Here is a 26,951-nt window from a genome sequence, read left to right as displayed (position 1 = left end):
CATGAGCGGAATCCTCGAGGGCAAGCGCATTCTTGTCACCGGCGTACTCCTGGAGTCGTCGATCGCCTTCCACACCGCCCGGCTCGCGCAGGAGCAGGGGGCGGAGATCATCCTCACCGCCTTCCCGCGGCCCAGCCTGACCGAGCGGATCGCCAGGAAGCTCCCAGCCCCGGTCAAGGTGCTGGAGCTGGACGTCTCCAACGACGAGCAGCTGGCCGGCATCGCCGACCAGGTGCGCGAGCACCTGCCGACGCTGGACGGCGTCGTCCACTCCATCGGCTTCGCGCCGCAGGACGCCCTGGGCGGCAACTTCCTGCACACCCCGTGGGAGTCCGTCGCGACGGCCATGCAGGTCTCGGCGTTCTCGCTGAAGTCGCTCACCACGGCGCTGCTCCCGCTGATGCCGGACGGCGGCTCGGTGGTCGGCCTGACCTTCGACGCGCAGTTCGCCTGGCCGAAGTACGACTGGATGGGCCCGGCCAAGGCCGCGCTGGAGGCCACCTCGCGCTACCTCGCGCGTGACCTCGGCGAGCGCAACATCCGCTGCAACCTCGTCTCGGCGGGCCCGATCGGCTCGATGGCCGCGAAGTCCATCCCGGGCTTCGACATGCTGGCCGACGCCTGGAACCAGCGCTCCCCGCTGAAGTGGGACGTCTCCGACCCGGAGCCCGCCGCCCGTGGCGTCGTGGCCCTGCTCTCGGACTGGTTCCCGAAGACGACCGGCGAGATCGTCCACGTCGACGGCGGCCTGCACGCGATCGGCGCCTGACGCAGGCTCCGCCGGTGCCGCTAGGGCACCATGCACCACCAGGGGCGCGGGGAACTGCGCGAAATCGGAAGGCAACAGCGCCGCGCCTTCTGCTTCGCGCAGTTCCCCGCGCCCCTCTTGCTTGCCTGGCTGGTGCAGTCAGTTGTCCCGGGGCCCGCAGGCGCCGATCGACTTGCCGGCCTCGTAGGAGGCGCTCGCCGTGTCCCGGGCCCGGATCGCGTCCAGGATGCCGCCGTGGCCGAGGTAGCGCTCGGGGGTCAGCTCGGTGCCGACGTCGTGCCGCAGGTGGGCCCGGAGCACCTCGCCCAGGTCCGCGTAGACGGCCGAGATCACGTCGTTGTGGGCGGCGGCCACCACCGACTGGTGGAACGCCGCGTCGGCCTGGACGAACGCCTCCGGATCGCCCGAGTGCCAGGCCGCCTCGCGCCGCGCCAGCGCCGTCTCCAGCAGCTCCAGGTCACGGTCCGTCCGGCGGGCCGCCGCCAGCCCGGCGGCCGACGTCTCCAGCATCGCCCGCAGCTCGGCGACCTGCTCCTGGTCGGCGTCGGCGAACCGGCGGTGCATCACCCCGGCCAGCTCGCTGGTCGCCAGCACGTACGTCCCCGAGCCCTGCCGGATGTCCAGCAGCCCGTTGTGGGCGAGCGCCCGGACGGCCTCCCGGACGGTGTTCCGGGCCACCCCCAGCTGCTCGACCAGCGCGGACTCGGTGGGGATGCGCGAGCCGACCGGCCACTCGCCCGAGGTGATCTGAGCCCGCAGCTGGGCGATCACCTGATCGGACAGCGGGGTGCGACGGGTGGTCGACAGCGCCATGGCTCCCTCTCCTGGAAGGTCGAAGGTGTTCAGGATAGCGGGGTGCATTAATTCATCCCATCATTCTATGATGGCCGCTATGCCGACCGCAGCAGAGATCAACGCACCAGAGACCAGCACAGCAGTCACCCCTGCACCCGCCGACCGCACGACCGAGGCCGCCCGCACGACCGAGGCCGCCCGCACGACCGAGGCCGCCCGCACCCGCCGGGCCAAGCACCTCGGCTGGCTGCTCGCCTTCGCGATCGCCTTCGCCGCGCTCAACCTGCGCCCGGTCGTCACCAGCCTCGGGCCGCTGCTCGACCAGGTCCGGGCCGGGCTCGGCATGAACGCGACCGTCGCCGGGCTGCTCACCGCCGTGCCCTCGCTCTGCTTCGCGGTCTTCGGCCTCACCGCCCCGGCCCTGGCCCGCCGGGTCGGGCCCGTCCTGGTGGTCACCGCCGGCATGGGCGCCATCGCCGTCGGCGTCGTCGCCCGTTCCTTCGCCGGTGGCACGGCGGTCTTCCTGCTGCTCACGGCGCTGGCGCTGGCCGGTGTCGCGGTCTCCAACGTGCTCATCCCGGTCGTCATCAAGCGGTACTTCCCCGACCAGGTCGGCCCGATGATCGGCCTCTACTCGATGGCCCTCTCGGCCGGCACCGCCGTCGCGGCCGCCGTCACAGTGCCGCTCACCAGCTCCCTCGGTGGCAGCTGGCGGGTCGGCCTCGGCGTCTGGGGCCTGCTCGCCGCCGCCGCCCTGGTGCTCTGGCTGGTCACCGCCCTGCTGCGGCGCGAACGCCCCACCGCCCCCGGCGCCCAGGCCACCGCCAAGCTCCCCATCCTGCGCAGCCGCACCGCCTGGGCCCTCGCCGCCTTCCTCGGCCTCCAGGCCACCAGCGCGTACGGCACGATGGGCTGGCTCCCGCAGATCTACCAGGACTCGGGCGTCTCGGCCGGCACCTCCGGCGTCCTGCTGGCGTACGTGATGGCGATCGGCGTCCCCGCCTCGTTCATCCTGCCGAACCTCGCCGCCCGCCGCGGCGACCAGCGGATCTTCGTCGTCGTCCTGGCCCTGTGCGGCATCGCCGGGTACACCGGCCTGGCCTTCGGCGCCGCCGCCGCACCCTGGCTCTGGGCCACCCTGGTCGGCCTGTCGATGTGCGCCTTCCCGCTGGCCCTCACGATGATCGGCCTGCGCGCCCGCACCCCCGGCGGCGTCGCCCAGCTCTCCGCCTTCGCCCAGGGCCTCGGCTACCTGATCTCCATCCCCGGCCCGATCCTGATCGGCACCCTCTACCAGTCAACCGGCGCCTGGTACCTCCCGCTCGGCTTTCTGGCCCTCCTGCTGCTCCCGCAGATCGCCTTCGGCGTCCGCGCGGCCCGCGCCCGCCACATCGAGGACGAGGCCCGGCCGGCCCCGGCCCAAGAACTGGTCAAGGCATAACCCCCGGCTCCCCGGCGGCCGTCCTGGGGTGGGAGACTCGGCGTCATGCCAGTACTCGAACCAAACCCCCAGGGCGGCCAGAAGAAGCTGCTCCAGCTGCTCGGCCTCTTCGGGATCGTCGTCGTGGTCGTCGCCGTCGTCGCCTCCGTCGCGGGGACGATGGGCTAGCTCCACTCCTGCGGGTGGTGACACCCCCGGCGTCGCGCCTCCGGGCCGCTTTTCTGCAAAGCTCTGGGAGTATGAGCGCCGACACTGCCCGAAGGATCATTGTTCTCCGCCACGCCAAGGCCGACTGGCCCGACGGGGTCGCCGACCACGAGCGCCCGTTGGCCGACCGTGGGCGGCAGCAGGCGCCGGAGGCGGGCCAGTGGCTCGCCGACTCCGGCGCCCACCCCGACTACGTGCTCTGCTCCACCGCGCTGCGGACCAGGGAGACCTGGAAGCTGGCCGTCCACGAGCTGCCCGAGCGGCCGCACAAGACGGTCTACGAGGAGCGGGTCTACGAGGCCAGCCCCGGCGAGATCATCGCGGTGCTCCAGGAGACACCGGCGGAGTACACCGACCTCCTGCTGGTCGGCCACAACCCGGGCGTGCTCGGCCTGACCCAGGTCCTGGCCGGCGACGCGGGTGACCCGGACGCCCTCAAGCGGCTCGGCTTCGGCGGCTTCCCCACCGCCGCGATCGCGATTCTCAGCTTCACCGGCTCCTGGACGGACGTCGAGCCGGGCAGGGCCCAGCTCGACGCCTTCCACACCCCGAACGAATAGCTCCTCGGGGCTCGTTTCCTACTCGGTCGGAGTGCCGTCGAGCGCGTCGGCGGCCTCCACCTCCTCGCGGGTGATGCCGAGCAGGTAGAGCACGGTGTCGAGGAACGGCACGTTCACCGCCGTGTCGGCGGCCTCGCGGACGACCGGCTTCGCGTTGAAGGCGACGCCGAGCCCGGCGGCGTTGAGCATGTCGAGGTCGTTGGCGCCGTCGCCGATCGCGACCGTCTGCTCCAGCGGGACCTTCGCCTGCTCGGCGAAGCGCCGCAGCCACCGCGCCTTGCCCGCCCGGTCGACGATCTCGCCCGTCACCCGGCCGGTGAACCTGCCGTCCACCACCTCCAGGGTGTTGGCGGCGGCGAAGTCCAGCCCCAGCTGCTCGACCAGGTGGTCGGTGACCTGGGTGAAGCCGCCCGAGACGATCGCCACCTGGTAGCCGAGCCGCTGGAGCGTACGGATCAGGGTGCGTGCCCCCGGCGTGTACTGGACCTCCGCGCGGACCTTCTCAGTCACGGAGGCGTCCAGCCCGGCCAGCAGGGCGACGCGGGCCCGCAGCGACTCGGCGAAGTCCAGCTCGCCCCGCATCGCGGCGGCCGTCACCTCGGCGACCTTCTGCTCGCAGCCCGCATGGGCCGCGAAGAGCTCGATCACCTCGTCCTGGATCAGCGTCGAGTCGACGTCCATCACGACCAGGCGCTTGGCCCGGCGGTGCAGACCGGCCTCGACCACCGCGATGTCGACCCGCTGCGCGGTCGCCTCGGCGACCAGCTCGGTGCGCAGCCGCTCGGTCGCGACACCCGACACGGCCAGCTCGACGGCGACCACCGGGTACTTGGCCAGCCGGAACACGCGGTCGATGTTGCCGCCCGCCTCGGTGATCCGGGCGGTCAGCGCCGAGACGGCAGTGGCCGTCAGCGGGTGGCCGAGCACAGTGACGTGCGAACGGCCCTCGCGGCGCGGGCGGTTGTCGCCCGTACCGGAGATGATCTCGGCCTGGAGGCGCTGCTCCTCGGCCCAGCGGTGCACTGTGACCCGCAGCGCGCCCTCCGCGTCGGCCGAGCCGCCGGCCGGGGGAGTGACGAGTGCGCAGAGCGTTATCCGGCCACGGGTGACGAGCTGCTCGATGTCGATCACCTCGACCCCGAACTCGCCGAGGGTGGCGAACAGGCCGGTGGTGATACCGGGACGGTCCTTGCCGAACACCTTGACCAGCAGCGTGCGCTCGTCGTCAAAGCTCCGGGGCTGGTCGGCGGGGGCGGGCTCAGCGGCCGCAGACATAGCGTTCATGGTGTCACCCACGCTACCGGGCGGTCGGCCCCGGGCCGAGCACCCGTCCGCCCCCTGGACGCGTCCACCACGCCGCCTACCAGCTCGGTCACAACCCGGCGGGCCGACTTTCACCCACCGGCGCCCGGCTGGAATGATGCCCCACTGTCGGAGAGCGGATCAGCCGGGGGACCGGAGAGCGGGCGGGCGGACAGTGCCGCAACTGGTAGTGGACATCAACGGGCAGCAGCGGACACTCGATCCGGAGCGCTCCTACACCCTCGGGCGTGACCCCGGCTCGGACTTCCGGTTCGAGGACGCCCGGGTCTCCTGGCGGCACGCCACCATCAGCTGCACGGGCAACCGCTGGCAGCTGGAGGACCACGGCAGCACCAACGGCACGTACGACGGGAAGAGCCGCACCCGGCAGGCCGTCATCAAGCCCGGCACGGTGCTGCACCTCGGCAACGCGCAGAACGGGCCCCGGCTCGCCTTCTCCGCCCCCGTGGTGGTCTCGGCCGCCGTCGTGGCCGCGGCGGTGACCGAGGACTGGTTCGACGCGGCCACCCGGCTGGGCCCCGGCATCCCCGCCCCCCGCCCGGCGGCCGCCGTCCCGAGCCGCCCGGCGCCCACGATGATCCGCAACCTCACGCCCGCGATGCGGGTGCTGCGGATCGGCCGCGCCCTCGACAACGACATCGTCGTCTCCGACCTCCAGGTCTCCCGCCACCACGCCGAGCTGCGCCACCTGACCGACGGCCGGTACGAGATCGTCGACCTCGGCAGCCACAACGGCGTCTACCTGAACGGCCAGCCGGTGCAGCGTCAGCTGGTCGGCCAGCTCGACCGGCTGACCATCGGCCACTCGACCTTCCAGCTGGTCGGCGACCAGCTCCAGGAGTTCGTCGACACCGGCGCCGTCACCTTCTCGGCCCGCCACCTCACCGTCGAGGTCGAGCACAAGGGCGGGAAGAAGGTGCTGCTGAACGACGTCAGCTTCACCGTCCCCGAGAAGTCCCTGGTCGCGGTGATCGGCCCGTCCGGCTCCGGCAAGTCCACCCTGCTGCGCGCCCTCACCGGCTACCGCCCGGCCGACCGCGGCGACGTCCTCTACGACGGCCGCAACCTCTACAAGCAGTTCGCCGAGCTGCGCTCCCGGATCGGGCTCGTCCCGCAGTCGGAGATCCTGCACAAGGAGCTGACCGTCCGCAGCGGCCTCAAGTACGCGGCCCGGCTGCGCTTCCCCGGCGACACGGAGCCCGCCGAGCGCGAGCGCCGGATCGACGAGGTGCTGCGCGAGCTGCGGCTGGACCGGCGCGCCGACAACCGGATCACCGCGCTCTCCGGCGGCCAGCAGAAGCGCGTCTCGGTCGCCCTGGAGCTGCTGACCAAGCCCTCGCTGATCTTCCTGGACGAGCCCACCTCCGGCCTCGACCCGGGCATGGACCGCGAGGTCATGCAGACCCTGCGCGGCCTCGCCGACGACGGCCGCACCGTCCTCGTCGTCACCCACTCCGTCGCCGAACTCGCCCTCTGCGACCGCCTGCTGGTGATGGCGCCGGGCGGCTCGGTGGCGTACTTCGGGCCGCCGGCGGAGGCCCTGCACTTCTTCGGCTACGAGAGCTGGGCCGACGTCTTCCAGGCCTTCGAGAACTTCCCCGACCACGACTGGGCCGGGCGCTACCGGGGCTCGGTGCACTACCAGCAGTACTCGGCGGACGTCGACTCCGTCGCCGCGCAGTCGCCCGCCATCGCCCGCGAGCAGAGCAGCCGCCCGAAGCCGCAGAGCTGGGGCTCCCAGCTGTGGACGCTGATCCGCCGCTACCTGTCGGTGATCGCCTCCGACCGGGGGTTCATCGCGCTCTCGCTGCTGCTGCCGCTCGTGCTCGGCGTCGTCAGCGCGGTCATCCCCGACGACTGCGGGCTCGCCGCCTGCGAGGACAGCGGCCGCAACGACATCGCCCGGATGATCCTGCTGGTGCTGGCCTTCGGGGCCTGCCTCTCCGGCTCCGCCAACTCCGTCCGCGAGCTGATCAAGGAACGGGCCATCTACGAACGGGAACGCGCCACCGGGCTCTCCCGGTCCGCGTACCTGATGTCGAAGATCATCGTGCTCGGCGGCGTCAGCCTGCTCCAGGGCGCGGTGATCTCGGCGATCGGCTTCGGCCTCCGGACCCTCCCCGCGCACGGGCTGCTGATCACGGGGGCGCCGGGGGTCGAGATGGCCGTCGGCGTCGTGCTGCTCAGCTTCACCTCGATGATGGTCGGCCTGGTCATCTCCGCGCTGGTGAAGACCGCCGAGAAGACCATGCCGCTGCTGGTCATGTTCGCCATCGTCCAGATGGTCTTCACCGGCGCGATCTTCCAGCTCTTCCACAAGCCCGGCCTCGAACAGCTCGCCTGGCTGATGCCCGCCCGCTGGGGCGTCGCCGCCAGCGGCAACACCCTCGACCTCGCCCACCTCTCCCCGGTCGACAGCCACGGCCGCCAACTCGACGCCCTCTGGGAGCACTCCGTCGTCCACCTGACCGTCAACTGGCTCGCCCTCGTCGCCCTCTCCACCGCCCTCGCCTTCCTCGTCCAACGCCTCCAGCGCCGCCACGAGCCCGAAGTCATGCAGCGCGGCTGACCGCCGCCGGCTCGTGGGCTGGCCAGTTGCGTGAGGCTGCGTGGTCCTAGGTCCATGGGCCTGGGCCCGTCCGGGCCGGAGGCCGACGTTCCGGCGGTGGGTGCAGCGGTAGCGTGAGGCCATGCCGAGCGAACAGCAGCCCCGTGACCAGAGCCTGAGCAGCATCGAGGCCGTCAGCGCCGCCGTCCTCGACATGAGCCGCCATCTCGAAGTCCGCGAGGTGCTCCGCCGGATCACCGCCTCCGCCCGGACGCTGCTCGGTGCCGAGTACGCCGCTCTCGGGGTGCCCGACGACCACGGCGGCTTCGCCCAGTTCGTCGTCGACGGCGTCACCGACGAGCAGTGGAAGGCGATCGGCCCGCTGCCCCGCCAGCACGGCGTCCTCGCCACGATGCTGCACGAACTCACCCCCACCCGGCTGGCCGACGTCCGCCAGGCCCCCGCCTTCGAGGGCTGGCCCGAGGCGCACCCCGACATGAAGGACTTCCTCGGGATGCCCATCGTCGACGGCCCCGAGATCCTCGGTGCCGTCTTCCTGGCCAACAAGGACGGCGGCTTCACCGCCCACGACGAGGAGCTGCTGCGCATCCTCGCATCGCACGCCGCCCTCGCCCTCGGCAACGCCCGGCTCTACGAACGCAGCCGCGAACTCACCCTGGCCGGCGAGCGGGCCAGGATCGCCCACGACCTGCACGACGCCGTCTCGCAGAAGCTGTTCTCGCTGCGCCTCACCGCCAAGGCCGCCGCGACCCTGGTCGACCGCGACCCGGCCCGCGCCCGCGCCGAACTCGCCGAGGTCGCCCGCCTCGCCGCCGAGGCCGCCGACGAACTCCGCACCGTCGTGATCGAGCTGCGCCCCGCCGCCCTGGACGAGGACGGCCTGGTCGCCACCCTCGCCTCCCAGGTCCAGGTGCTCGACCGCGCGCACTCCGCCCAGGTCAGCTTCACCACCCAGGGCGTCCGCACCCTCCCGCCCGCCCAGGAGGCCGCCGTCCTGCGGGTCGCTCAGGAGGCCCTGCACAACGCGCTGCGCCACTCCGGCGCCGAGCAGGTCGACGTCACCCTGACCGGCGCCTGCGGCCGCGGCGCCCTGCTGCGCGTCGCCGACGACGGCCGCGGCTTCGACCCGGAGTCCGTCCGCCGCGCCGGGCGCCACCTCGGCCTGGTCTCGATGCGCGACCGCGCGGCGGCCGTCGGTGGCAGGCTTCAGCTGGAATCGTCCCCGGGCCAGGGGACCGTCGTCGAACTGGAGGTCCCCGGTGCCTGACACCGCGTCACCGATCCGCGTCCTGCTGGTGGACGACCACCAGGTCGTCCGGCGGGGCCTGCGCACCTTCCTCGAGGTCCAGGACGACATCGAGGTGGTGGGCGAGGCCGCCGACGGCGCCGAGGGCGTCGCCAAGGCCCAGGAGCTGCTCCCCGACGTCGTCCTGATGGACCTGAAGATGCCCGGCATGGACGGCATCGAGGCCCTCAAGCACCTCAAGGAGCAGGGCAGCCGGGCCCGCATCCTGATCGTCACCAGCTTCACCGAGCACCGCACGATGGTCCCGGCCCTGCGGGCGGGCGCCGCCGGGTACGTCTACAAGGACGTCGACCCGGAGGCCCTGGCCGGCGCGATCCGCTCCGTCCACGCCGGCCACGTCCTGCTGCAGCCCGAGCTGGCCGAGGCCCTGCTCGCCGACGACGCCCCCCGCGCCCCGCAGGGCCGCGGCGGCACCCTCACCGAGCGCGAGCGCGAAGTCCTCGGCCACATCGCCGACGGCCGCTCCAACCGCGAGATCGCCCGCAGTCTGCACCTCTCGGAGAAGACGGTGAAGACCCACGTCTCCAACATCCTGATGAAGCTCGACCTCTCCGACCGCACCCAGGCCGCCCTCTGGGCCGTCCGCAACGGCGAGGCGTAGCAGCTCAGGGCCGCAGCTCGCTCAGGGCCTCGGCTCGTCGACCAGCGAGTTGTACGCCGCCACCTGCGCCCGCCGGGCGGTCCGCAGCAGGGGGGTGAGGGCGTCCCGCCGGGCGGCCATCTCGCCGGCGCTGACCGCCGCGCCGTGGCCTTCCAGGGCAATGCCAAGAAGTGCCGAGATCTGCCGTGCGGACTCCAGCACCCGCACCGCACGCCCGGAGTACCCCGGTGCCAGCGGCTCGCTGTGGCCCCGGCGGCGGTACGCGTCCAGCGCCCGCAGGGCCTGGGGCCCGGCCCCGGCGACGTCCAGCTTGGCGAGCAGCAGGGTGGCCTCGCGCAGCCCGTCCGCAAGGCTCCACTCGGCCTCGTCCAGTGACGCCACGTCGGCCGACGGGCCGTCGGTCACGGTCGAGCAGCGCCAGAGCACCCGGACGCCCTGGTCTCCGGCCGGGCCGTAGACCTCCGTCTCGGGGATGAGCCCGAGCGGCAGGCCGACGGTGAGCACGGCCTCCCCGGCGTCCATCGCGGTGGTGTTGAACAGGGCGGGCCCGGTCAGGCCGAGCGGGTGGCCGGGGGAGGGGAGGGCGAGCCGCAGGCCGGTCACGCCCAGGGTGCGCAGCCGCCCGAGTGCCCAGGTGAGCCCGTGCAGGTCGCCGTCGGCGTCGCCGGGCAGGCCGGTGACGCGGTGCGGCTCGTCCTCGCCCTGGACGGCGAGGGCGGCGTTGTCCGGCGGGCTGAAGCCGCGCAGCAGGGAGTTGCCCCAGGCGGTCAGCCGCCCCGAGCGGGGCTCTTCGAAGAGGTCGGCAGCAGGAGAAGCAGGCATCCGGCCAGCCTACGGAAAACTCGCCCATCCGCGTGGCGTAGGTTTGCCCTGTGCTGCGAGCGGCGCACCCCTCCCTGGCCTTACCCGGCGGCGGGAGTAGGCTGCCCGCCCGCACCGACTAGTCGACACGAGTGGACCGCACCCCGAGGACCCGCGCGCTGCACCTCGGACGGCCGAATTCTGCATTGGGGAAGGCGTAGGCATGAGCGACGTGCTGGAGCTGGTGGACGTAACCGTGGTCCGGGAGGGGCGCGCGCTTGTCGACCAGGTCTCCTGGTCGATCTCCGAGGGCGAGCGCTGGGTGATCCTCGGCCCGAACGGCGCGGGCAAGACGACGCTGCTCCAGGTCGCCGCCACCTACCTCTTCCCGAGCACCGGCCAGGCCGTGGTGCTCGGCGAGAAGCTCGGCTCGGTGGACGTCTTCGAGCTTCGCTCGCGGATCGGCCTGGCCGGTGCCTCGATGATCGACAAGCTGCCCGCCGACCAGACCGTGCTGCAGACGGTGCTCACCGCCGCGTACGGCATGACGGCGACCTGGCGCGAGCAGTACGAGAGCACGGACGAGAGCCGCGCCCTCGCGCTGCTCGACCGCCTCGGCATGGCCGGCTACACCGACCGCAAGTTCGGCACCCTCTCCGAGGGCGAGCGCAAGCGCGTCCTGATCGCCCGCGCGCTGATGACCGACCCCGAGCTGCTGCTGCTCGACGAGCCGGCCGCCGGTCTCGACCTCGGCGGCCGCGAGGACCTCGTCCGCCGCCTCGGCGCGCTCGCCCAGGACGCGTACGCCCCCGCGATGGCGATGGTGACCCACCACGTCGAGGAGATCGCCCCCGGCTTCACCCACGTCCTGATGATCCGCCAGGGCAAGGTGCTCACGGCGGGCCCGATCGACACGGAGCTGACCGCCCGCAACCTCTCGCTCTGCTTCGGCCTCCCGCTCACCCTGGAGCGCCACGGCGACCGCTGGTCGGCGCAGGGCCTGCCGCTCGGCTGAACGGCCTGAAACGCCTGAACTCCCCGCAGTCGTACGCACGGCCGGTTTCCGCCCGTCCACCTGCGGGAACTTACAGCCGCGAGAGTCTCCTGCTCCCTAGGATGGATCTGTGGACAGCTGGATCTGGTGGCTTCTGGTCGCCATAGCGCTCGGCGTACCGCTGGTGCTCACGGCCATGCCGGAATTCGCCATGTTCGCCCTCGGAGCCGGTGCCGCGGCGCTCGCCGCCGGGCTCGGGGTGGGCGTGGTGCCGCAGTTCCTGGTGTTCGTCGGCGTCTCCGTCGCGCTGCTGGTGTTCGTCCGGCCGATCGCGTACCGGCAACTGCGGCAGGGCCCGGCGGTGAAGATGGGCATCGAGGCGCTCAAGGGCGCCACCGCAGTCGTGCAGGAACAGGTCGACGGCGAGGGCGGGCGGATCAAGCTGAACGGCGAGATCTGGTCGGCCCGCGCGCTGAACCCCGGCAGTGTGTACGAGCCGGGGCAGCAGGTCGACGTGGTGGAAATCCAGGGCGCAACCGCCCTGGTCGTCTAGGTCCGTCCAGCATCTGTCCAGGTCTATAGGTCTGTTTAGGGGAGAAGTCCGTGGAACCCGTCCTCATCGTGCTGGTCGTCCTGGTCGTGGTGGCCTTCATCGCACTGATCAAGACGATCCAGGTGATCCCACAGGCCAGCGCCGCGATCGTGGAGCGCTTCGGCCGTTACACCCGCACCCTCAGCGCTGGTCTGAACATCGTGGTGCCGTTCATCGACACCGTGCGCAATCGCATCGACCTGCGCGAGCAGGTCGTGCCCTTCCCGCCGCAACCGGTGATCACCCAGGACAACCTGGTGGTCAACATCGACACCGTCATCTACTACCAGGTGACCGATGCACGGGCCGCGACGTACGAGGTCGCCAGCTACATCCAGGCGATCGAGCAGCTCACCGTCACCACGCTGCGCAACATCATCGGCTCGATGGACCTGGAGTCGACCCTGACTTCCCGCGAGGTCATCAACGCCGGTCTGCGCGGCGTGCTGGACGAGGCGACGGGCAAGTGGGGCATCCGCGTCAACCGCGTCGAGCTCAAGGCGATCGAGCCGCCGACCTCCATCCAGGACTCGATGGAGAAGCAGATGCGCGCCGACCGTGACAAGCGCGCCGCGATCCTCACCGCCGAGGGCGCCCGGCAGGCCGCCATCCTGCGTGCCGAGGGTGACAAGCAGGCGGCGGTGCTCACCGCCGAGGGTGAGGCCCAGGCCGCGGTGCTCCGCGCCGACGGTGAGGCAGCCGCGATCCGCACGGTCTTCGAGGCGATCCACGACGGCAACGCCGACCAGAAGCTGCTCGCCTACCAGTACCTCCAGACCCTGCCCGAGCTGGCCAAGGGCGACTCCAACAAGCTCTGGATCATCCCGAGCGAGGTCGGCGACGCCCTCAAGGGCCTCGGCGGCGCCTTCACCGGCCTGACCGGCGGCGCTCCCACCCCCAGCGCCCCGCCCGCCGCCCCGGCAGTCACCCCGGTCACGGTCGACAAGCCGCTCACCCCGCCGACCGAGGGCACGGCCCGCCCGCGCGTCGAGCCCACCCGCCAGTACCCCACGATCGACCCGGAGTAGCACCGGCGCACAGCCAGGGCCTCACAGTCAGGAGCGGCACAGTCAGGGGCGCGGGCAACCGCGCCCCTGAGCCGTGTCCGGACACCGTCGGTTTTCGGTCATCCGCATCCTGGAACCCCCTAGCCACCGCCCGCAGGGCTGCTGCATGATCGGCATTGGCGACAGCAGTCTGGGAGGGGAAAGCACATGACGTTCTGGGAGGGCTTCCTCGTCCTGCTCGCAGGCGTCGGCGCGGGCAGCATCAACGCGGTCGTCGGCTCCGGCACCCTGATCACCTTCCCCGTGCTGCTCGCCTTCGGCCTGCCCTCCGTCACGGCCAACGTCTCCAACACCATCGGCCTCGTCCCCGGCACCGTCAGCGGCGCCATCGGCTACCGCCGCGAACTCGTCGGCCAGGGCCGCCGCCTGCTCAGGATGGGCACCGCCTCGCTGCTCGGCGGGCTGCTCGGCGCGTACCTACTGGTCAAGCTGCCCAGCAAGGCCTTCGACACGATCGTCCCCGTGCTCATCCTGCTCGCCCTCGTGCTGGTGGTGATCCAGCCCCGGGTCGCCCGCGCGATGGCCGCCCGGCGCGGCGACGCGGAGGGCCCCACCCAGGCCGGGCCGCTGCTGCTCGCCGGTCTCTTCCTGGCCGGCGTCTACGGCGGCTACTTCGGCGCCGCCCAGGGCGTGCTGATGATCGCCATGATGGGCATCCTGCTCCAGGAGACGATGCTGCGGATCAACGCGGCGAAGAACGTCCTCGCGCTGATCGTCAACGCCGTCGCCGCCGTCTTCTTCATCTTCGTCTCCACCGTCGACTGGACGGCCGTGCTGCTCATCGCCGTCGGTTCGGTGATCGGCGGCCAGGTCGGCTCCCGCGTCGGCCGCCGCCTGCCGGCCCCCGCCCTGCGCGGCATCATCGTGGTCGTCGGCCTGGTCGCCGTCACCCGCATGCTCATCGCCTGACCCGCTGAGGAGTACCCATGGCCCTGGAAATGCGCGAGATCTGCGAGCGGTGCGAGGTGTCGCTGACCGCCGACGGCCCCGCCTTCATATGCTCGTACGAGTGCACCTTCTGCCCGGCGTGCACCAGCGCGATGGCGCACGGCTGCCCCAACTGCGGCGGCGAGCTCGTGACCCGACCCCGCCGGGCCAGCGCCTGAGGAGACCGCCCGATGAGCCGCCCACCCCGCCTGACCGAGGACGAGATCGCCACCGGCCTCACCGCCCTCCCCGAGTGGACCCGGGAAGGCGACAGCCTCACCCGCACCGCCGAGACGGCGAGCTTCCCCACCGCGATCCGGGTGGTCGACGCCGTCGCCGTGACCGCCGAGCAACTCGACCACCACCCGGACATCGACATCCGCTGGCGGACGCTGCGGTTCGTCCTCTCCACCCACAGCGCAGGCGGCCTGACCAGCCTCGACCTCACCCTCGCCGCCCGGATCGACGAGGCCCTGAGCACCGTCTCCTGACGCCCGCTCAGCGTCCGACCAGTGCCCGGCCGGTCCCGATCCGGCCGGGCCGCCCTGCCGCTCGTGAGATGCTGGCAGCCGCAGCAAGCAGTCTGGACGGACGGAACGCATGGCTCAGGAGCACTCCGGCACCGCCGGGCAGGAGCCCGTCGGGTACGACTACCAGCAGCCCTGGTACCCCCAGCAGCAGGGCCAGGGGGCCGACCCGTGGGCCGACGGGCAGCAGCAGCCCTACCCGGGCCCCGACCAGCAGCAGTGGGGCACCCCCGACCAGGGCCAGGGCCAGTGGCAGTCCGCCCAGCCCGTCCAGCCCGGCTTCCCTGAGCAGCGCGAGCCCGACGCCTACCAGGGCTACGCACCCGAGGGCTACTACCCCGCGTACCCGGAGACCGAGCAGCAGCACCAGCTCTACGCACCGCCCGGCGCCGACGGCTACTACACCCCGCCCGGCGCCGACGGCTACTACGCCCCGTACGGCTCCGGCGAGCCCGCCGTCGACCCGTTCGGTCAGACGCCTCCCGCTGCGGATCCCTTCGCCTCCGCGCCCGTCGCGCCCGCGCCTTTTGCCGCTGCGACCGACCCCGTGCCCAAGGCTGCCGTCGCCCCTGAGGCCGACCCCGAGGCAGACGGTGAGCCCGCCGCCCGTCCCGGCCTGGTCGAGCGTGCGAAGGCCGCCGCCGACGCGGTGATCTCCGCCGACCACGCCCCCAGCCGCCGCGCCCTCGCGATCCGCGCCGGAGCCGGCGCCGCCGCGCTCGCCGTCCTCGTCACGGCCGGAGTCCTGGTCACCAGCGACGACGGCAGCAGCCCCGCCCCCGGCGACTCGACCGCAGCCGCCCCCGGCTTCGCCGTCGCCCACGCCAAGGCCTGGACCGCCCAGCCCGCCGCTGCTGCCCCGGCCGGTGCCGACGACAGCCTGGTCGGCAGTTGGCTGCTCGCCGAGGCCGTGGTCCGCGCCGACACCACCGGCGTGCACGCCTACGCCCTGGCCGACGGCAAGCCCACTTGGACGGTCGCGCCCCCCGCCCCCGGCGCGGTCGCCTGCGGTCTCTCACCCACCGTCAGCTCCGCCGGGCTCGGCGCAGCCCTGTTCCGGCCCCAGGCCGACCCCAAGAGCCCGTGCAACCTGCTGGCCGCCGTCGACACCAAGACCGGCAAGACCAGCTGGACGAAGACGCTCTCCGACGCCAAGGAGAACTACGCCGCGCACGTCTCCGTCACCGACACCTCGGTGATCGCGGTCGGCGACGACAAGGTCTCGGCCTGGGCCGCCGCCGACGGCAAGGACTCCTGGCAGTACGCCGGCCAGGGCAAGTACTGCACCCTCTCCGGCAGCGCGAGCGGCGCCACCGTCCTGCTGCACAGCAGCTGCGCCGACAGCGCCCCCGTCGACCAGGCCGTCGCGCTGAACGCCGGCGACGGCAAGGTCAAGTGGTGGCGCGGGCTCAACAACCAGCCGAAGACCGTCACGGTGCTCTCGGCCGAGCCCGCCGCCGTCCTCACCACCGGCGACAAGCCCACCGACGACAAGGTGTTCGCCTGGGGCGCTGCCGGAGACCCGGCCGCCGAGATCCCGCTCTCCACCCCGGCCGGCCGCCTCGACGTCTCCCGGGGCAGCTTCGACGCCGTCCCGAACGCGTATTTCCAAGGCCAGTCGATGGTCACCACGCTCACCCCGACGGACGGCAGCGCGACGTCGGTCACCGCGTACGACCTGGCCACCGGAAAGCCGCTCTGGAAGACGCAGCCCACTGAGAAGGGGAAGGCCCGCGCCGTCGGCTTCGACAACGGCGCGCTCCTGCTGGCCGTCGACGAACGCCTCGACCAGCCCGCCCACCTCAGCCGCTTCCCGCTCACCGGCGGCCAGGAGACGGCAGGCGGCGCCTACCCCCAGGGCACCGGCTCGCTGCTCACCTCCGGCCGGGTACTGGCAGGCGGCGGCAAGTTCGTCGTCGTCCCCGATCACTCGGCCAACTTCGGCATCGCCACCGCCTTCCAGTCCAAGAGCTAGGACACTCCGGGCCCGTACCCGCCGGTCAGGCCGCCGCAGGCAGCCAGGCGGCGAGCTCCCGGACCTCGCCGCCGCGCAGCCCGAGCGCCAGCATCAACGTCGCCTCGGGAGTCGGCTCGAACGGCTGCCGGAGCAGCCGCATCCCGGCCTGCTCCGGAGTCCGGTCCGCCTTGCGCTGGTTGTCCTCGGCGCACGCGGCCACGGTGTTCAGCCAACTGTCCGCCCCGCCGCGCGACTTCGGCTGAAGGTGATCGACGGTGGTGGCCCGCCGCCCGCAGTACGCGCACAGGTGCTGGTCCCGGACGAGCACCCCACGCCGCGACCACGGCGCCCGTTGTCGGAACGGCACCCGCACGTACCGGGTCAGTCTGATCACCCGAGGCACCGGTACGGCCACCCCCGTGCCACGCACCACCCGGATCGGGTGCGCGTGCTCGACCACGGCCTTGTCCTGCAGTACGAGCACCACGGCCCGCTGGAGCGACACCGTCGTCAGCGGCTCGTAGCTCGCGTTCAGTACCAGCGTGTTGCGCATCCCGGCCACCTCCCCGGCGGCTGTGCCCGACGGCCCAGCCGTCCTCGATCCACCCCGCCCGCCCGGACGGCGGTCGTCGACCCACTGTGAACCGCCACCACCCCCGGGAACAACGGAATTTCGCCCGCCCCCCGGGACCTCCCGGAGCGCCGACGGCCCACCGGAAAACTCGCTGGCCACGAACGCGTACTCTCTAGAACGCTGGAGTCGTCCAGGCGAGGGGCCCGATGGCCGGGCCGCCGAACAACACCTGGCGCCCGACCGAAGGAGAAGCGTGACCGTGACGGACATCGTCGACGAGCTGCGGTGGCGAGGCCTGATCGCCCTGTCCACCGACGAGGACGCACTGCGCAAGGCGTTCGCGGACGGCCCGGTCACGTTCTATTGCGGCTTCGACCCGACGGCCCCGAGCCTGCACCTGGGCAACCTCGTGCAGATCCTCACCATGCGCCGCCTCCAGCTGGCCGGTAACTTCCCGCTCGGCCTGGTCGGCGGAGCCACCGGCCTGATCGGCGACCCCAAGCCCACCGCCGAGCGCGTCCTCAACGACGTCGAGACGGTCGCCGCCTGGGTCGACCGCCTCCGCGGCCAGATCTCGAAGCTCCTCGACTTCGAGGGCGAGTACGCGGCCCGGATGGTCAACAACCTGGACTGGACGTCCGGCATGTCGGCGATCGGCCTGCTGCGTGACGTGGGCAAGTACTTCCGCGTCAACAACATGATCGCCAAGGAGGCCGTCGCCCGACGGCTCAACTCCGACGCCGGCATCAGCTACACCGAGTTCAGCTACCAGATCCTCCAGGGCATGGACTACCTGGAGCTGAACCGCCGCTACAACTGCACCCTTCAGACCGGCGGCAGCGACCAGTGGGGCAACCTCACGGCCGGCAGCGACCTCATCCGCAAGGCCGAGGGCAAGTCCGTCCACCTGGTCGCGACCCCGCTGATCGTCAAGGCGGACGGCACCAAGTTCGGCAAGACGGAGACCGGCACGGTCTGGCTCGACCCGGAGCTGACCACCCCGTACGCGTTCTACCAGTTCTGGCTGAACATGGACGACCGGGACGTCCCCAACTTCCTCCGGATCTTCTCCTTCCGCTCGCGGGAGGAGATCGAGGAGCTGGAGCGCGAGACGATCGACCGTCCGCAGGCCCGGCTGGCCCAGCGCGCCCTTGCCGAGGAGCTCACCACGATGCTCCACGGCGCGGACCAGTACGAGCGTGCCGTCGCCGCTTCCAAGGCCCTCTTCGGCCAGGGCGACCTCGCCGAACTGGAGGCCGCCACCCTGGCCGCCGCCCTCGCCGAGGTCCCCAAGGCGACCGTCACCGAGCTGCTCCCCGTCGTCGACCTCCTGGTCGAGGCCGGTCTCGCCCCCAGCCGTTCGGCCGCCCGCCGCACGGTGAAGGAAGGCGGCGCCTACCTCAACAACGCCAAGGTCACCGACGAGGAGACCATCCCCGCCGCCACCGACCTGCTGCACGGCCGCTGGCTCGTGCTGCGCCGGGGCAAGCGCAACCTGGCAGCCATCGAGTTGAACCCGACTGGCTGAAAGTGCACCGCAGCTGAGCAGTGAGTACGGACCCGAGGGGCCGGATCGAGTCAGATCCGGCCCCTCGGTGTTTGACGGAGCCCTTTCGTTGCCCTAACGTAGTCCGAGCCGCCTGTTACGGACGGACACACGGGAGAGCCGCTCGGCTCGCCCGGTCCGACTGAGATCACAGGTGGAACCCCGAATCAGATGAGCGGTTCGGCGCGCGCTTTTTCGAGAGTTTCGAGCGAGAAAGCAGCTCCGATAACTCTGATAGAGTTCGGGAGCGCCGAAAGGCACCGAGTAAATCGGAATGAATGAAACTCCGGAAAGCGGAGCGGAAAACGTCTGATAAGCTTGAAACACGAAAGAACGAAGCGCCCGGAGAGCTTGCGAGAGCGGCTTGAAGGAAGCGTCCGTTCCTTGAGAACTCAACAGCGTGCCAAAAGTCAACGCCAGATATGTTGACATCCCCGGCCTGGATCGTTTCGGCGTTCCGGGTTGGAGATTCCTTTAGTAATAAAACACAGCGAGGACGCAGTGCACGGGGCCGCCTATTCCGGTGGTTGTCGTGCCGCTCAACGCGAGTGTGAACCGGATATCCGGAAAACATTCACGGAGAGTTTGATCCTGGCTCAGGACGAACGCTGGCGGCGTGCTTAACACATGCAAGTCGAACGATGAAGCCTTCGGGTGGATTAGTGGCGAACGGGTGAGTAACACGTGGGAAATCTGCCCTGCACTCTGGGACAAGCCTTGGAAACGAGGTCTAATACCGGATATGACCTTCCTCCGCATGGGGGTTGGTGGAAAGCTCCGGCGGTGCAGGATGATCCCGCGGCCTATCAGCTTGTTGGTGGGGTAATGGCCTACCAAGGCGACGACGGGTAGCCGGCCTGAGAGGGCGACCGGCCACACTGGGACTGAGACACGGCCCAGACTCCTACGGGAGGCAGCAGTGGGGAATATTGCACAATGGGCGAAAGCCTGATGCAGCGACGCCGCGTGAGGGATGAAGGCCTTCGGGTCGTAAACCTCTTTCAGCAGGGAAGAAGCGCAAGTGACGGTACCTGCAGAAGAAGCACCGGCTAACTACGTGCCAGCAGCCGCGGTAATACGTAGGGTGCGAGCGTTGTCCGGAATTATTGGGCGTAAAGAGCTCGTAGGCGGCTTGTCACGTCGGATGTGAAAGCCCGAGGCTTAACCTCGGGTCTGCATTCGATACGGGCAGGCTAGAGTGTGGTAGGGGAGATCGGAATTCCTGGTGTAGCGGTGAAATGCGCAGATATCAGGAGGAACACCGGTGGCGAAGGCGGATCTCTGGGCCATTACTGACGCTGAGGAGCGAAAGCGTGGGGAGCGAACAGGATTAGATACCCTGGTAGTCCACGCCGTAAACGGTGGGAACTAGGTGTTGGCGACATTCCACGTCGTCGGTGCCGCAGCTAACGCATTAAGTTCCCCGCCTGGGGAGTACGGCCGCAAGGCTAAAACTCAAAGGAATTGACGGGGGCCCGCACAAGCAGCGGAGCATGTGGCTTAATTCGACGCAACGCGAAGAACCTTACCAAGGCTTGACATATACCGGAAACGGCCAGAGATGGTCGCCCCCTTGTGGTCGGTATACAGGTGGTGCATGGTTGTCGTCAGCTCGTGTCGTGAGATGTTGGGTTAAGTCCCGCAACGAGCGCAACCCTTGTTCTGTGTTGCCAGCATGCCTTTCGGGGTGATGGGGACTCACAGGAGACTGCCGGGGTCAACTCGGAGGAAGGTGGGGACGACGTCAAATCATCATGCCCCTTATGTCTTGGGCTGCACACGTGCTACAATGGTCGGTACAAAGGGCTGCGATGCCGCGAGGCGGAGCGAATCCCAAAAAGCCGGCCTCAGTTCGGATTGGGGTCTGCAACTCGACCCCATGAAGTTGGAGTTGCTAGTAATCGCAGATCAGCATGCTGCGGTGAATACGTTCCCGGGCCTTGTACACACCGCCCGTCACGTCACGAAAGTCGGTAACACCCGAAGCCGGTGGCCTAACCCTTGGGAGGGAGCCGTCGAAGGTGGGACCAGCGATTGGGACGAAGTCGTAACAAGGTAGCCGTACCGGAAGGTGCGGCTGGATCACCTCCTTTCTAAGGAGCACATAGCCGGATGCGAGCGAATGTCTCGCACGGTTGCTCATGGGTGGAACGTTGACTATTCGGCACACACGGTTGGTTCCGTTAGTACTGTCCTTCGGGGCGTGGAAGGCGGGTTATCGGTCGGGTGTGTCGGGCACGTTGTTGGGTCCTGAGGGAACGGCCACTTCGGTGGTTGTTGCTTCAGAGATGCCGGTCCTACTCGAGGGTCCTCAGTTGAGGGTCTGAGGGTGGGTGACTGGTCGTTGTTTGAGAACTGCACAGTGGACGCGAGCATCTGTGGCCAAGTTTTTAAGGGCGCACGGTGGATGCCTTGGCACTAGGAACCGATGAAGGACGTGGGAGGCCGCGATAGTCCCCGGGGAGCCGTCAACCAGGCTTTGATCCGGGGGTTTCCGAATGGGGGAACCCGGCAGTCGTCATGGGCTGTCACCCGCACCTGAACACATAGGGTGTGTGGAGGGAACGAGGGGAAGTGAAACATCTCAGTACCCTCAGGAAGAGAAAACAACCGTGATTCCGGGAGTAGTGGCGAGCGAAACCGGATGAGGCTAAACCGTTCTGGTGTGATACCCGGCAGGGGTTGCCAGTGCGGGGTCGTGGGAAAGTTCTTGATCGGTCTGCCGGCCGGTCGGCGAGTCAGAAACCGTATGGGTAGTCGAAGGACATGCGAAAGGTCCGGCGTAGAGGGTAAGACCCCCGTAGACGAAATCTGTACGGCTTGCTTGAGCTTCTCCCAAGTAGCACGGGGCCCGAGAAATCCCGTGTGAATCTGGCGGGACCACCCGCTAAGCCTAAATATTCCCTAGTGACCGATAGCGGATAGTACCGTGAGGGAATGGTGAAAAGTACCGCGGGAGCGGAGTGAAATAGTACCTGAAACCGTGTGCCTACAAGCCGTGGGAGCGTCGGACAGTGGGCTTGCCCATCTGTCTCGTGACTGCGTGCCTTTTGAAGAATGAGCCTGCGAGTTTGCGGTGTGTAGCGAGGTTAACCCGTGTGGGGTAGCCGTAGCGAAAGCGAGTCCGAATAGGGCGACCCTAGTTGCACGCCCAAGACCCGAAGCGGAGTGATCTAGCCATGGGCAGGTTGAAGCGCGGGTAAGACCGTGTGGAGGACCGAACCCACCAGGGTTGAAAACCTGGGGGATGACCTGTGGTTAGGGGTGAAAGGCCAATCAAACTCCGTGATAGCTGGTTCTCCCCGAAATGCATTTAGGTGCAGCGTCACGTGTTTCTTGCCGGAGGTAGAGCACTGGATAGGCGATGGGCCTCAACGGGTTACTGACCTTAGCCAAACTCCGAATGCCGGTAAGTGAGAGCGTGGCAGTGAGACTGTGGGGGATAAGCTCCATGGTCGAGAGGGAAACAGCCCAGAACACCGACTAAGGTCCCTAAGCGTGTGCTAAGTGGGAAAGGATGTGGAGTCGCAGAGACAACCAGGAGGTTGGCTTAGAAGCAGCCATCCTTGAAAGAGTGCGTAATAGCTCACTGGTCAAGTGATTCCGCGCCGACAATGTAGCGGGGCTCAAGCACACCACCGAAGTCGTGTCATTGCAGCATTAAGGGCCAACGCCTGCTGTGATGGGTAGGGGAGCGTCGTGTGCCGGGTGAAGCAGCGGAGGAATCCAGTTGTGGACGGTTCACGAGTGAGAATGCAGGCATGAGTAGCGATACAAGAGTGGGAAACTCTTGCGCCGATTGACCAAGGGTTCCTGGGTCAAGCTGATCTGCCCAGGGTAAGTCGGGACCTAAGGCGAGGCCGACAGGCGTAGTCGATGGACAACGGGTTGATATTCCCGTACCCGCTTTGAAGCGCCAACGTCGAACCTCTGAATGCTAAAGCCGTGAAGCCGGCCCGGAGTCTTCGGACAATGGGACGTGGTGGAGCCGCTGACCCAACAGGGTAGTAGGTGAGCGATGGGGTGACGCAGGAAGGTAGTCCAACCCGGGCGGTGGTTGTCCCGGGGTAAGGGTGTAGGCCGAGTGATAGGCAAATCCGTCACTCATTAAGGCTGAGACCTGATGCCGAGCCGATTGTGGTGAAGTGGATGATCCTATGCTGTCGAGAAAAGCCTCTAGCGAGTTTCATGGCGGCCCGTACCCCAAACCGACTCAGGTGGTCAGGTAGAGAATACCGAGGCGTTCGGGTGAACTATGGTTAAGGAACTCGGCAAAATGCCCCCGTAACTTCGGGAGAAGGGGGGCCGGAACTGGTGATCCGATTTACTCGGTGAGCTGGGGCCGGCCGCAGAGACCAGCGAGAAGCGACTGTTTACTAAAAACACAGGTCCGTGCGAAGCCGTAAGGCGATGTATACGGACTGACGCCTGCCCGGTGCTGGAACGTTAAGGGGACCGGTTAGTCACATTTCGGTGTGGCGAAGCTGAGAACTTAAGCGCCAGTAAACGGCGGTGGTAACTATAACCATCCTAAGGTAGCGAAATTCCTTGTCGGGTAAGTTCCGACCTGCACGAATGGCGTAACGACTTCTCGACTGTCTCAACCATAGGCCCGGTGAAATTGCATTACGAGTAAAGATGCTCGTTTCGCGCAGCAGGACGGAAAGACCCCGGGACCTTTACTATAGCTTGATATTGGTGTTCGGTTCGGCTTGTGTAGGATAGGTGGGAGACTTTGAAGCGGCAACGCCAGTTGTTGTGGAGTCGTCGTTGAAATACCACTCTGGTCGTGCTGGATGTCTAACCTGGGTCCGTGATCCGGATCAGGGACAGTGTCTGGTGGGTAGTTTAACTGGGGCGGTTGCCTCCTAAAGAGTAACGGAGGCGCCCAAAGGTTCCCTCAGCCTGGTTGGCAATCAGGTGTTGAGTGTAAGTGCACAAGGGAGCTTGACTGTGAGACCGACGGGTCGAGCAGGTGCGAAAGCAGGGACTAGTGATCCGGCGGTGGCTTGTGGAAGCGCCGTCGCTCAACGGATAAAAGGTACCCCGGGGATAACAGGCTGATCTTCCCCAAGAGTCCATATCGACGGGATGGTTTGGCACCTCGATGTCGGCTCGTCGCATCCTGGGGCTGGAGTAGGTCCCAAGGGTTGGGCTGTTCGCCCATTAAAGCGGTACGCGAGCTGGGTTTAGAACGTCGTGAGACAGTTCGGTCCCTATCCGCTGTGCGCGTAGGAATATTGAGAAGGGCTGTCCCTAGTACGAGAGGACCGGGACGGACGAACCTCTGGTGTGCCAGTTGTCCTGCCAAGGGCATGGCTGGTTGGCTACGTTCGGGAGGGATAACCGCTGAAAGCATCTAAGCGGGAAGCCTGCTTCGAGATGAATGTTCCCACCTCCTTGAGAGGGTAAGGCTCCCAGTAGACGACTGGGTTGATAGGCCGGATGTGGAAGCCCTGTAAGGGGTGGAGCTGACCGGTACTAATAGGCCGAGGGCTTGTCCTCAGACGCTCGCGTTCACTGTGTGGTTCCCGGGTAGCGAACAGCTATCGCCGGCAACCGAGTCGATTCAATCGACTCAGCCACGATTCAAGAAAACACTTATCAACTAAAAAGTGTGTTTCGCTGAATACCCGATAGGGTTTCGGTGGTCATAGCACGAGGGAAACGCCCGGTTACATTCCGAACCCGGAAGCTAAGCCTCGTAGCGCCGATGGTACTGCAGGGGGGACCCTGTGGGAGAGTAGGACGCCGCCGAACAATTATTCAAAGGCCGTGGGCCCCAGCGATTCGCTGGGGCCCACGGCCTTTTTGTTTTTTCTGGACGTACCCGACAGCCGGTCGGCCGGTGCCGCACAACGCGGGACGGCCCGGTATGTCGGACAATGGAGATGGTGTGTGGCCAGGTGGCCCGCATCAGACCGTGCCGGGCGATGACCTCGTCTCGGTAGCACGGTGCAGCAGAGCAGCAGAAGGAGTCACCACGATGTCGTACCCTCCCCAGGACCGTCCCGAGCGTCGATCGGACGACGGCCGCGGCCAAGACTCCCGGTCGCGTGGGAGCTGGTCGAACGACCGTGGGCCGCGCCGCGACGACCGTGGCGATCGCCCGACGGGCGGTGGCTACAACCGGGATGACCGTGGCGGTCGTCCCTCCGGCGGCGGCGGTTACAACCGTGACGACCGTCCGTCCAGTGGTGGCGGCTTCAACCGCGATGACCGTGGCGGTCGTCCGTCTGGTGGCGGTTTCAACCGTGACGATCGTGGTGGCCGCCCCTCGGGTGGCGGTTTCAACCGTGACGATCGTGGCGGTCGTCCGTCGGGTGGCGGGTTCAACCGCGATGACCGTGGTGGCCGCCCGTCTGGTGGCGGTTTCAACCGTGACGATCGTGGCGGTCGTCCGTCTGGTGGCGGTTTCAACCGCGATGACCGTGGTGGCCGCCCGTCTGGTGGCGGTTTCAACCGTGACGATCGTGGTGGCCGCCCGTCTGGTGGCGGTTTCAACCGCGATGACCGTGGTGGCCGCCCCTCGGGTGGCGGTTTCAACCGTGACGACCGTCCGTCGGGTGGCGGTTTCAACCGTGACCGTGACGACCGTGGTGGTCGTTCGTTCGGTGGTGACCGTCCGTCGGGTGGTGGCTTCCGTCGCGATGACCGTCCGTCCGGTGGGTTCAACCGTGACGACCGTGGCCCGCGCCGCGACGACCGTGGTGACCGTCCGTCGGGTGGTTTCGACCGTGGGCCGCGTCGCGACGACCGTCCGTCGGGCGGGTTCAACCGTGACGATCGTGGTGGTCGTCCGTCGGGTGGCGGGTTCAACCGCGATGACCGTCCGTCCGGTGGTGGCTTCCGTCGGGACGACCGTCCCTCGGGCGGCTTCAACCGTGACGACCGTGGGCCGCGCCGCGACGACCGTCCGTCGGGCGGGTTCAACCGTGACGACCGTCCGTCCGGTGGTTACGACCGCCCGCGTCGGGATGACCGTCCGTCGGGTGGCGGGTTCAACCGCGATGACCGTCCCTCCGGTGGTGGCTTCCGTCGGGACGACCGTCCCTCGGGCGGCTTCAACCGTGACGACCGTGGGCCGCGCCGCGACGACCGTCCGTCGGGCGGGTTCAACCGTGACGATCGTGGTGGCCGTCCGTCGGGTGGCGGGTTCAACCGCGATGACCGTCCCTCCGGTGGTGGCTTCCGTCGGGACGACCGTCCCTCGGGCGGCTTCAACCGTGACGACCGTGGCGGCCGTCCCTCCGGTGGGTTCAACCGCGATGACCGTGGCCCGCGCCGCGACGACCGTGGTGACCGTCCGTCCGGTGGCTACAGCCGTGACGACCGTGGAGGCCGTCCCTCCGGTGGCGGTTACAACCGCGATGACCGTGGTGGCCGTCCCTCCGGTGGCGGTTACAACCGCGATGACCGTGGCCCGCGCCGGGACGACCGTCAGGACTACGACGACCGCCGGGGCAACTACGAGCCCGTGCACCGGATGCCGATCCCGGAGGACGTCACCGGCTTTGAGATCGACGCCGATGTCCGCCAGGACCTGAAGAGCCTGCCGAAGACGCTGGCCGACGACGTGGCGCGCAACCTGGTGATGGTCGCCCGGCTGCTCGACTCCGAGCCGGAGGACGCGTACAAGTACTCCCGCGTCGCTCTGCGGCTGGCCTCCCGCGTGGCCTCCGTCCGTGAGGCGGCGGGCTTCGCCTCGTACGTGACGCAGCGGTACGCCGAGGCGCTGACCGAGTTCCGTGCGGCGCGTCGGATGACCGGCCGGGTGGATCTCTGGCCCGTGATGGCCGACTGCGAGCGCGGCCTCGGCCGCCCGGAGAAGGCGCTGGCGATGGCCGGCGAGCCCGAGGTCAAGCAGCTCGACAAGGCCGGGCAGGTCGAGATGCGCCTGGTCGCGTCCGGCGCGCGTGGTGACATGGGCCAGTTCGAGGCGGCCGTGGTGACGCTGCAGAGCCCTGAGCTGGGCTCCAGCACGATCCACCCGTGGACGGCCCGTCTGCGGTACGCCTACGCCGAGGCGCTGATCGCGGCCGGGCGTGGCGAGGAGTCGCGCGACTGGTTCGCCAAGGCTGCCGAGGCCGACACGGACGGTTCGACCAACGCCTCCGAGCGGCTGGCCGAGATCGACGGCCTGGAGTTCGTCGACGCTCTCGACCCCGAGCTTGAGGGTGAGGACGACGAGGAGTCGCAGGACGGCCCCGACCGGTCGGCCGCGCCGCGTGCGAAGGTCGCGGTGGACGACACCGGCGACAACCGCGACATCTACGAGGACGAGGAAGACGTCGAGGAGTACTACGACGAGGACGACCTCGAGATCGACGAGGACGACGACCGGGGCCAGCAGCAGCGCTGACCGGCTGTCTGACCGGGTGCGGTCTGACCAGGT

Annotated in this window: 20 protein-coding genes, 3 rRNA genes and 1 pseudogene; 20 read left to right on the top strand and 4 right to left on the bottom strand. The window is 68.8% G+C overall.

What is annotated here, in order from left to right; all coding sequences use genetic code 11:
• The first annotated feature begins 1 nt into the window (after position 1).
• Positions 2-769: an enoyl-ACP reductase FabI gene (fabI, locus tag ACR68M_RS07605; protein ID WP_441249666.1), complete on the top strand. Its 768-nt coding sequence runs from the start codon at positions 2-4 to the stop codon at positions 767-769.
• A gap of 138 nt (positions 770-907) precedes the next feature.
• Here fabI and ACR68M_RS07600 read toward each other — a convergent pair whose 3' ends face one another.
• A complete protein-coding gene (locus tag ACR68M_RS07600) occupies positions 908-1,582 on the bottom strand; it encodes a FadR/GntR family transcriptional regulator (RefSeq protein WP_441249665.1) in 675 nt (224 codons plus the stop codon).
• 79 nt (positions 1,583-1,661) lie between these two features.
• On the opposite strand from ACR68M_RS07600, the gene ACR68M_RS07595 reads away from it, so the two are divergent.
• From ACR68M_RS07595 to ACR68M_RS07585, 3 genes are all read left to right on the top strand, one after another.
• Positions 1,662-3,005 (top strand): MFS transporter, encoded by a 1,344-nt coding sequence (locus tag ACR68M_RS07595; RefSeq protein WP_441249664.1) that lies wholly within the window; start codon positions 1,662-1,664, stop codon positions 3,003-3,005.
• A gap of 45 nt (positions 3,006-3,050) precedes the next feature.
• The gene (locus ACR68M_RS07590; protein WP_441249663.1) at positions 3,051-3,173 is read left to right on the top strand and encodes an SGM_5486 family transporter-associated protein; all 123 of its coding nucleotides are present in this window, start codon (positions 3,051-3,053) and stop codon (positions 3,171-3,173) included.
• A gap of 71 nt (positions 3,174-3,244) precedes the next feature.
• On the top strand, positions 3,245-3,772 hold the full coding sequence (locus tag ACR68M_RS07585; RefSeq protein WP_441249662.1) for a SixA phosphatase family protein: 528 nt from the start codon (positions 3,245-3,247) through the stop codon (positions 3,770-3,772).
• A gap of 18 nt (positions 3,773-3,790) precedes the next feature.
• On the opposite strand, the gene serB is transcribed toward ACR68M_RS07585, so the two are convergent.
• A complete protein-coding gene (gene serB, locus ACR68M_RS07580; protein ID WP_441249661.1) occupies positions 3,791-5,047 on the bottom strand; it encodes a phosphoserine phosphatase SerB in 1,257 nt (418 codons plus the stop codon).
• Positions 5,048-5,249: 202 nt separating this feature from the next.
• On the opposite strand from serB, the gene ACR68M_RS07575 reads away from it, so the two are divergent.
• The 3 genes from ACR68M_RS07575 (at position 5,250) to ACR68M_RS07565 (ending at position 9,571) form a co-directional block, all read left to right on the top strand.
• Positions 5,250-7,664 carry an FHA domain-containing protein gene (locus ACR68M_RS07575; RefSeq protein ID WP_441249660.1) on the top strand — a complete coding sequence of 805 codons (2,415 nt, stop codon included), beginning with the start codon at positions 5,250-5,252 and terminating at the stop codon, positions 7,662-7,664.
• 121 nt (positions 7,665-7,785) lie between these two features.
• The gene (locus ACR68M_RS07570) at positions 7,786-8,931 is read left to right on the top strand and encodes a GAF domain-containing sensor histidine kinase (RefSeq protein ID WP_441249659.1); all 1,146 of its coding nucleotides are present in this window, start codon (positions 7,786-7,788) and stop codon (positions 8,929-8,931) included.
• The gene (locus ACR68M_RS07565; RefSeq protein ID WP_441249658.1) at positions 8,924-9,571 is read left to right on the top strand and encodes a response regulator; all 648 of its coding nucleotides are present in this window, start codon (positions 8,924-8,926) and stop codon (positions 9,569-9,571) included. Before ACR68M_RS07570 ends, ACR68M_RS07565 begins: the two co-directional genes overlap by 8 nt.
• A 21-nt stretch (positions 9,572-9,592) precedes the next feature.
• Here ACR68M_RS07565 and ACR68M_RS07560 read toward each other — a convergent pair whose 3' ends face one another.
• Positions 9,593-10,393 (bottom strand): hypothetical protein, encoded by an 801-nt coding sequence (locus ACR68M_RS07560; protein ID WP_441249657.1) that lies wholly within the window; start codon positions 10,391-10,393, stop codon positions 9,593-9,595.
• A gap of 202 nt (positions 10,394-10,595) precedes the next feature.
• Here ACR68M_RS07560 and ACR68M_RS07555 point away from each other — a divergent pair, with 202 nt between their 5' ends.
• The 7 genes from ACR68M_RS07555 to ACR68M_RS07525 all read left to right on the top strand — a co-directional run bounded on the left by ACR68M_RS07555 (position 10,596) and on the right by ACR68M_RS07525 (position 16,454).
• The gene (locus ACR68M_RS07555) at positions 10,596-11,387 is read left to right on the top strand and encodes an ABC transporter ATP-binding protein (RefSeq protein ID WP_441249656.1); all 792 of its coding nucleotides are present in this window, start codon (positions 10,596-10,598) and stop codon (positions 11,385-11,387) included.
• 109 nt (positions 11,388-11,496) lie between these two features.
• Entirely contained in the window at positions 11,497-11,919 is a 423-nt protein-coding gene (locus ACR68M_RS07550) for an NfeD family protein (RefSeq protein WP_441249655.1), read from the top strand.
• Between the two features lie 50 nt (positions 11,920-11,969).
• A complete protein-coding gene (locus ACR68M_RS07545; RefSeq protein ID WP_441249654.1) occupies positions 11,970-12,986 on the top strand; it encodes an SPFH domain-containing protein in 1,017 nt (338 codons plus the stop codon).
• A gap of 186 nt (positions 12,987-13,172) precedes the next feature.
• Positions 13,173-13,934 carry a sulfite exporter TauE/SafE family protein gene (locus ACR68M_RS07540; RefSeq protein ID WP_441249653.1) on the top strand — a complete coding sequence of 254 codons (762 nt, stop codon included), beginning with the start codon at positions 13,173-13,175 and terminating at the stop codon, positions 13,932-13,934.
• 17 nt (positions 13,935-13,951) lie between these two features.
• Positions 13,952-14,131, top strand: coding sequence for a DUF1272 domain-containing protein (locus ACR68M_RS07535; protein WP_441249652.1), 180 nt, complete (start codon positions 13,952-13,954; stop codon positions 14,129-14,131).
• 12 nt (positions 14,132-14,143) lie between these two features.
• Positions 14,144-14,443: a 4a-hydroxytetrahydrobiopterin dehydratase gene (locus ACR68M_RS07530; RefSeq protein ID WP_441249651.1), complete on the top strand. Its 300-nt coding sequence runs from the start codon at positions 14,144-14,146 to the stop codon at positions 14,441-14,443.
• A gap of 109 nt (positions 14,444-14,552) precedes the next feature.
• The gene (locus ACR68M_RS07525) at positions 14,553-16,454 is read left to right on the top strand and encodes an outer membrane protein assembly factor BamB family protein (RefSeq protein WP_441249650.1); all 1,902 of its coding nucleotides are present in this window, start codon (positions 14,553-14,555) and stop codon (positions 16,452-16,454) included.
• A 25-nt stretch (positions 16,455-16,479) separates the two neighbouring features.
• Here ACR68M_RS07525 and ACR68M_RS07520 read toward each other — a convergent pair whose 3' ends face one another.
• Positions 16,480-16,989, bottom strand: coding sequence for an HNH endonuclease (locus ACR68M_RS07520; protein ID WP_441249649.1), 510 nt, complete (start codon positions 16,987-16,989; stop codon positions 16,480-16,482).
• A gap of 280 nt (positions 16,990-17,269) precedes the next feature.
• Between ACR68M_RS07520 and tyrS the strand changes: the two genes are divergently transcribed.
• The 6 genes and pseudogenes from tyrS to ACR68M_RS07490 all read left to right on the top strand — a co-directional run bounded on the left by tyrS (position 17,270) and on the right by ACR68M_RS07490 (position 26,918).
• Positions 17,270-18,538, top strand: coding sequence for a tyrosine--tRNA ligase (gene tyrS / locus ACR68M_RS07515; RefSeq protein WP_441251536.1), 1,269 nt, complete (start codon positions 17,270-17,272; stop codon positions 18,536-18,538).
• Between the two features lie 591 nt (positions 18,539-19,129).
• A 16S ribosomal RNA gene (locus tag ACR68M_RS07510) occupies positions 19,130-20,649 on the top strand.
• Positions 20,650-20,936: 287 nt separating this feature from the next.
• Positions 20,937-24,061: ribosomal RNA gene (locus ACR68M_RS07505) — 23S ribosomal RNA — on the top strand.
• A gap of 138 nt (positions 24,062-24,199) precedes the next feature.
• Positions 24,200-24,316, top strand: a 5S ribosomal RNA gene (rrf, locus tag ACR68M_RS07500).
• Together the 16S, 23S and 5S rRNA genes form the textbook arrangement of a ribosomal RNA operon.
• Before the next feature lie 916 nt (positions 24,317-25,232).
• Positions 25,233-25,766: pseudogene (locus ACR68M_RS07495) on the top strand (DEAD/DEAH box helicase); the annotation flags it as partial.
• A 276-nt stretch (positions 25,767-26,042) separates the two neighbouring features.
• Positions 26,043-26,918 carry a hypothetical protein gene (locus tag ACR68M_RS07490; protein ID WP_441251535.1) on the top strand — a complete coding sequence of 292 codons (876 nt, stop codon included), beginning with the start codon at positions 26,043-26,045 and terminating at the stop codon, positions 26,916-26,918.
• Positions 26,919-26,951 lie beyond the last annotated feature (33 nt).

The organism is Kitasatospora sp. McL0602 (genome assembly GCF_052076145.1).
GTDB lineage: Bacteria > Actinomycetota > Actinomycetes > Streptomycetales > Streptomycetaceae > Kitasatospora.
Note: the sequence above shows the minus strand (reverse complement) of the source record. Positions and strands in the feature narration are given on the sequence as shown.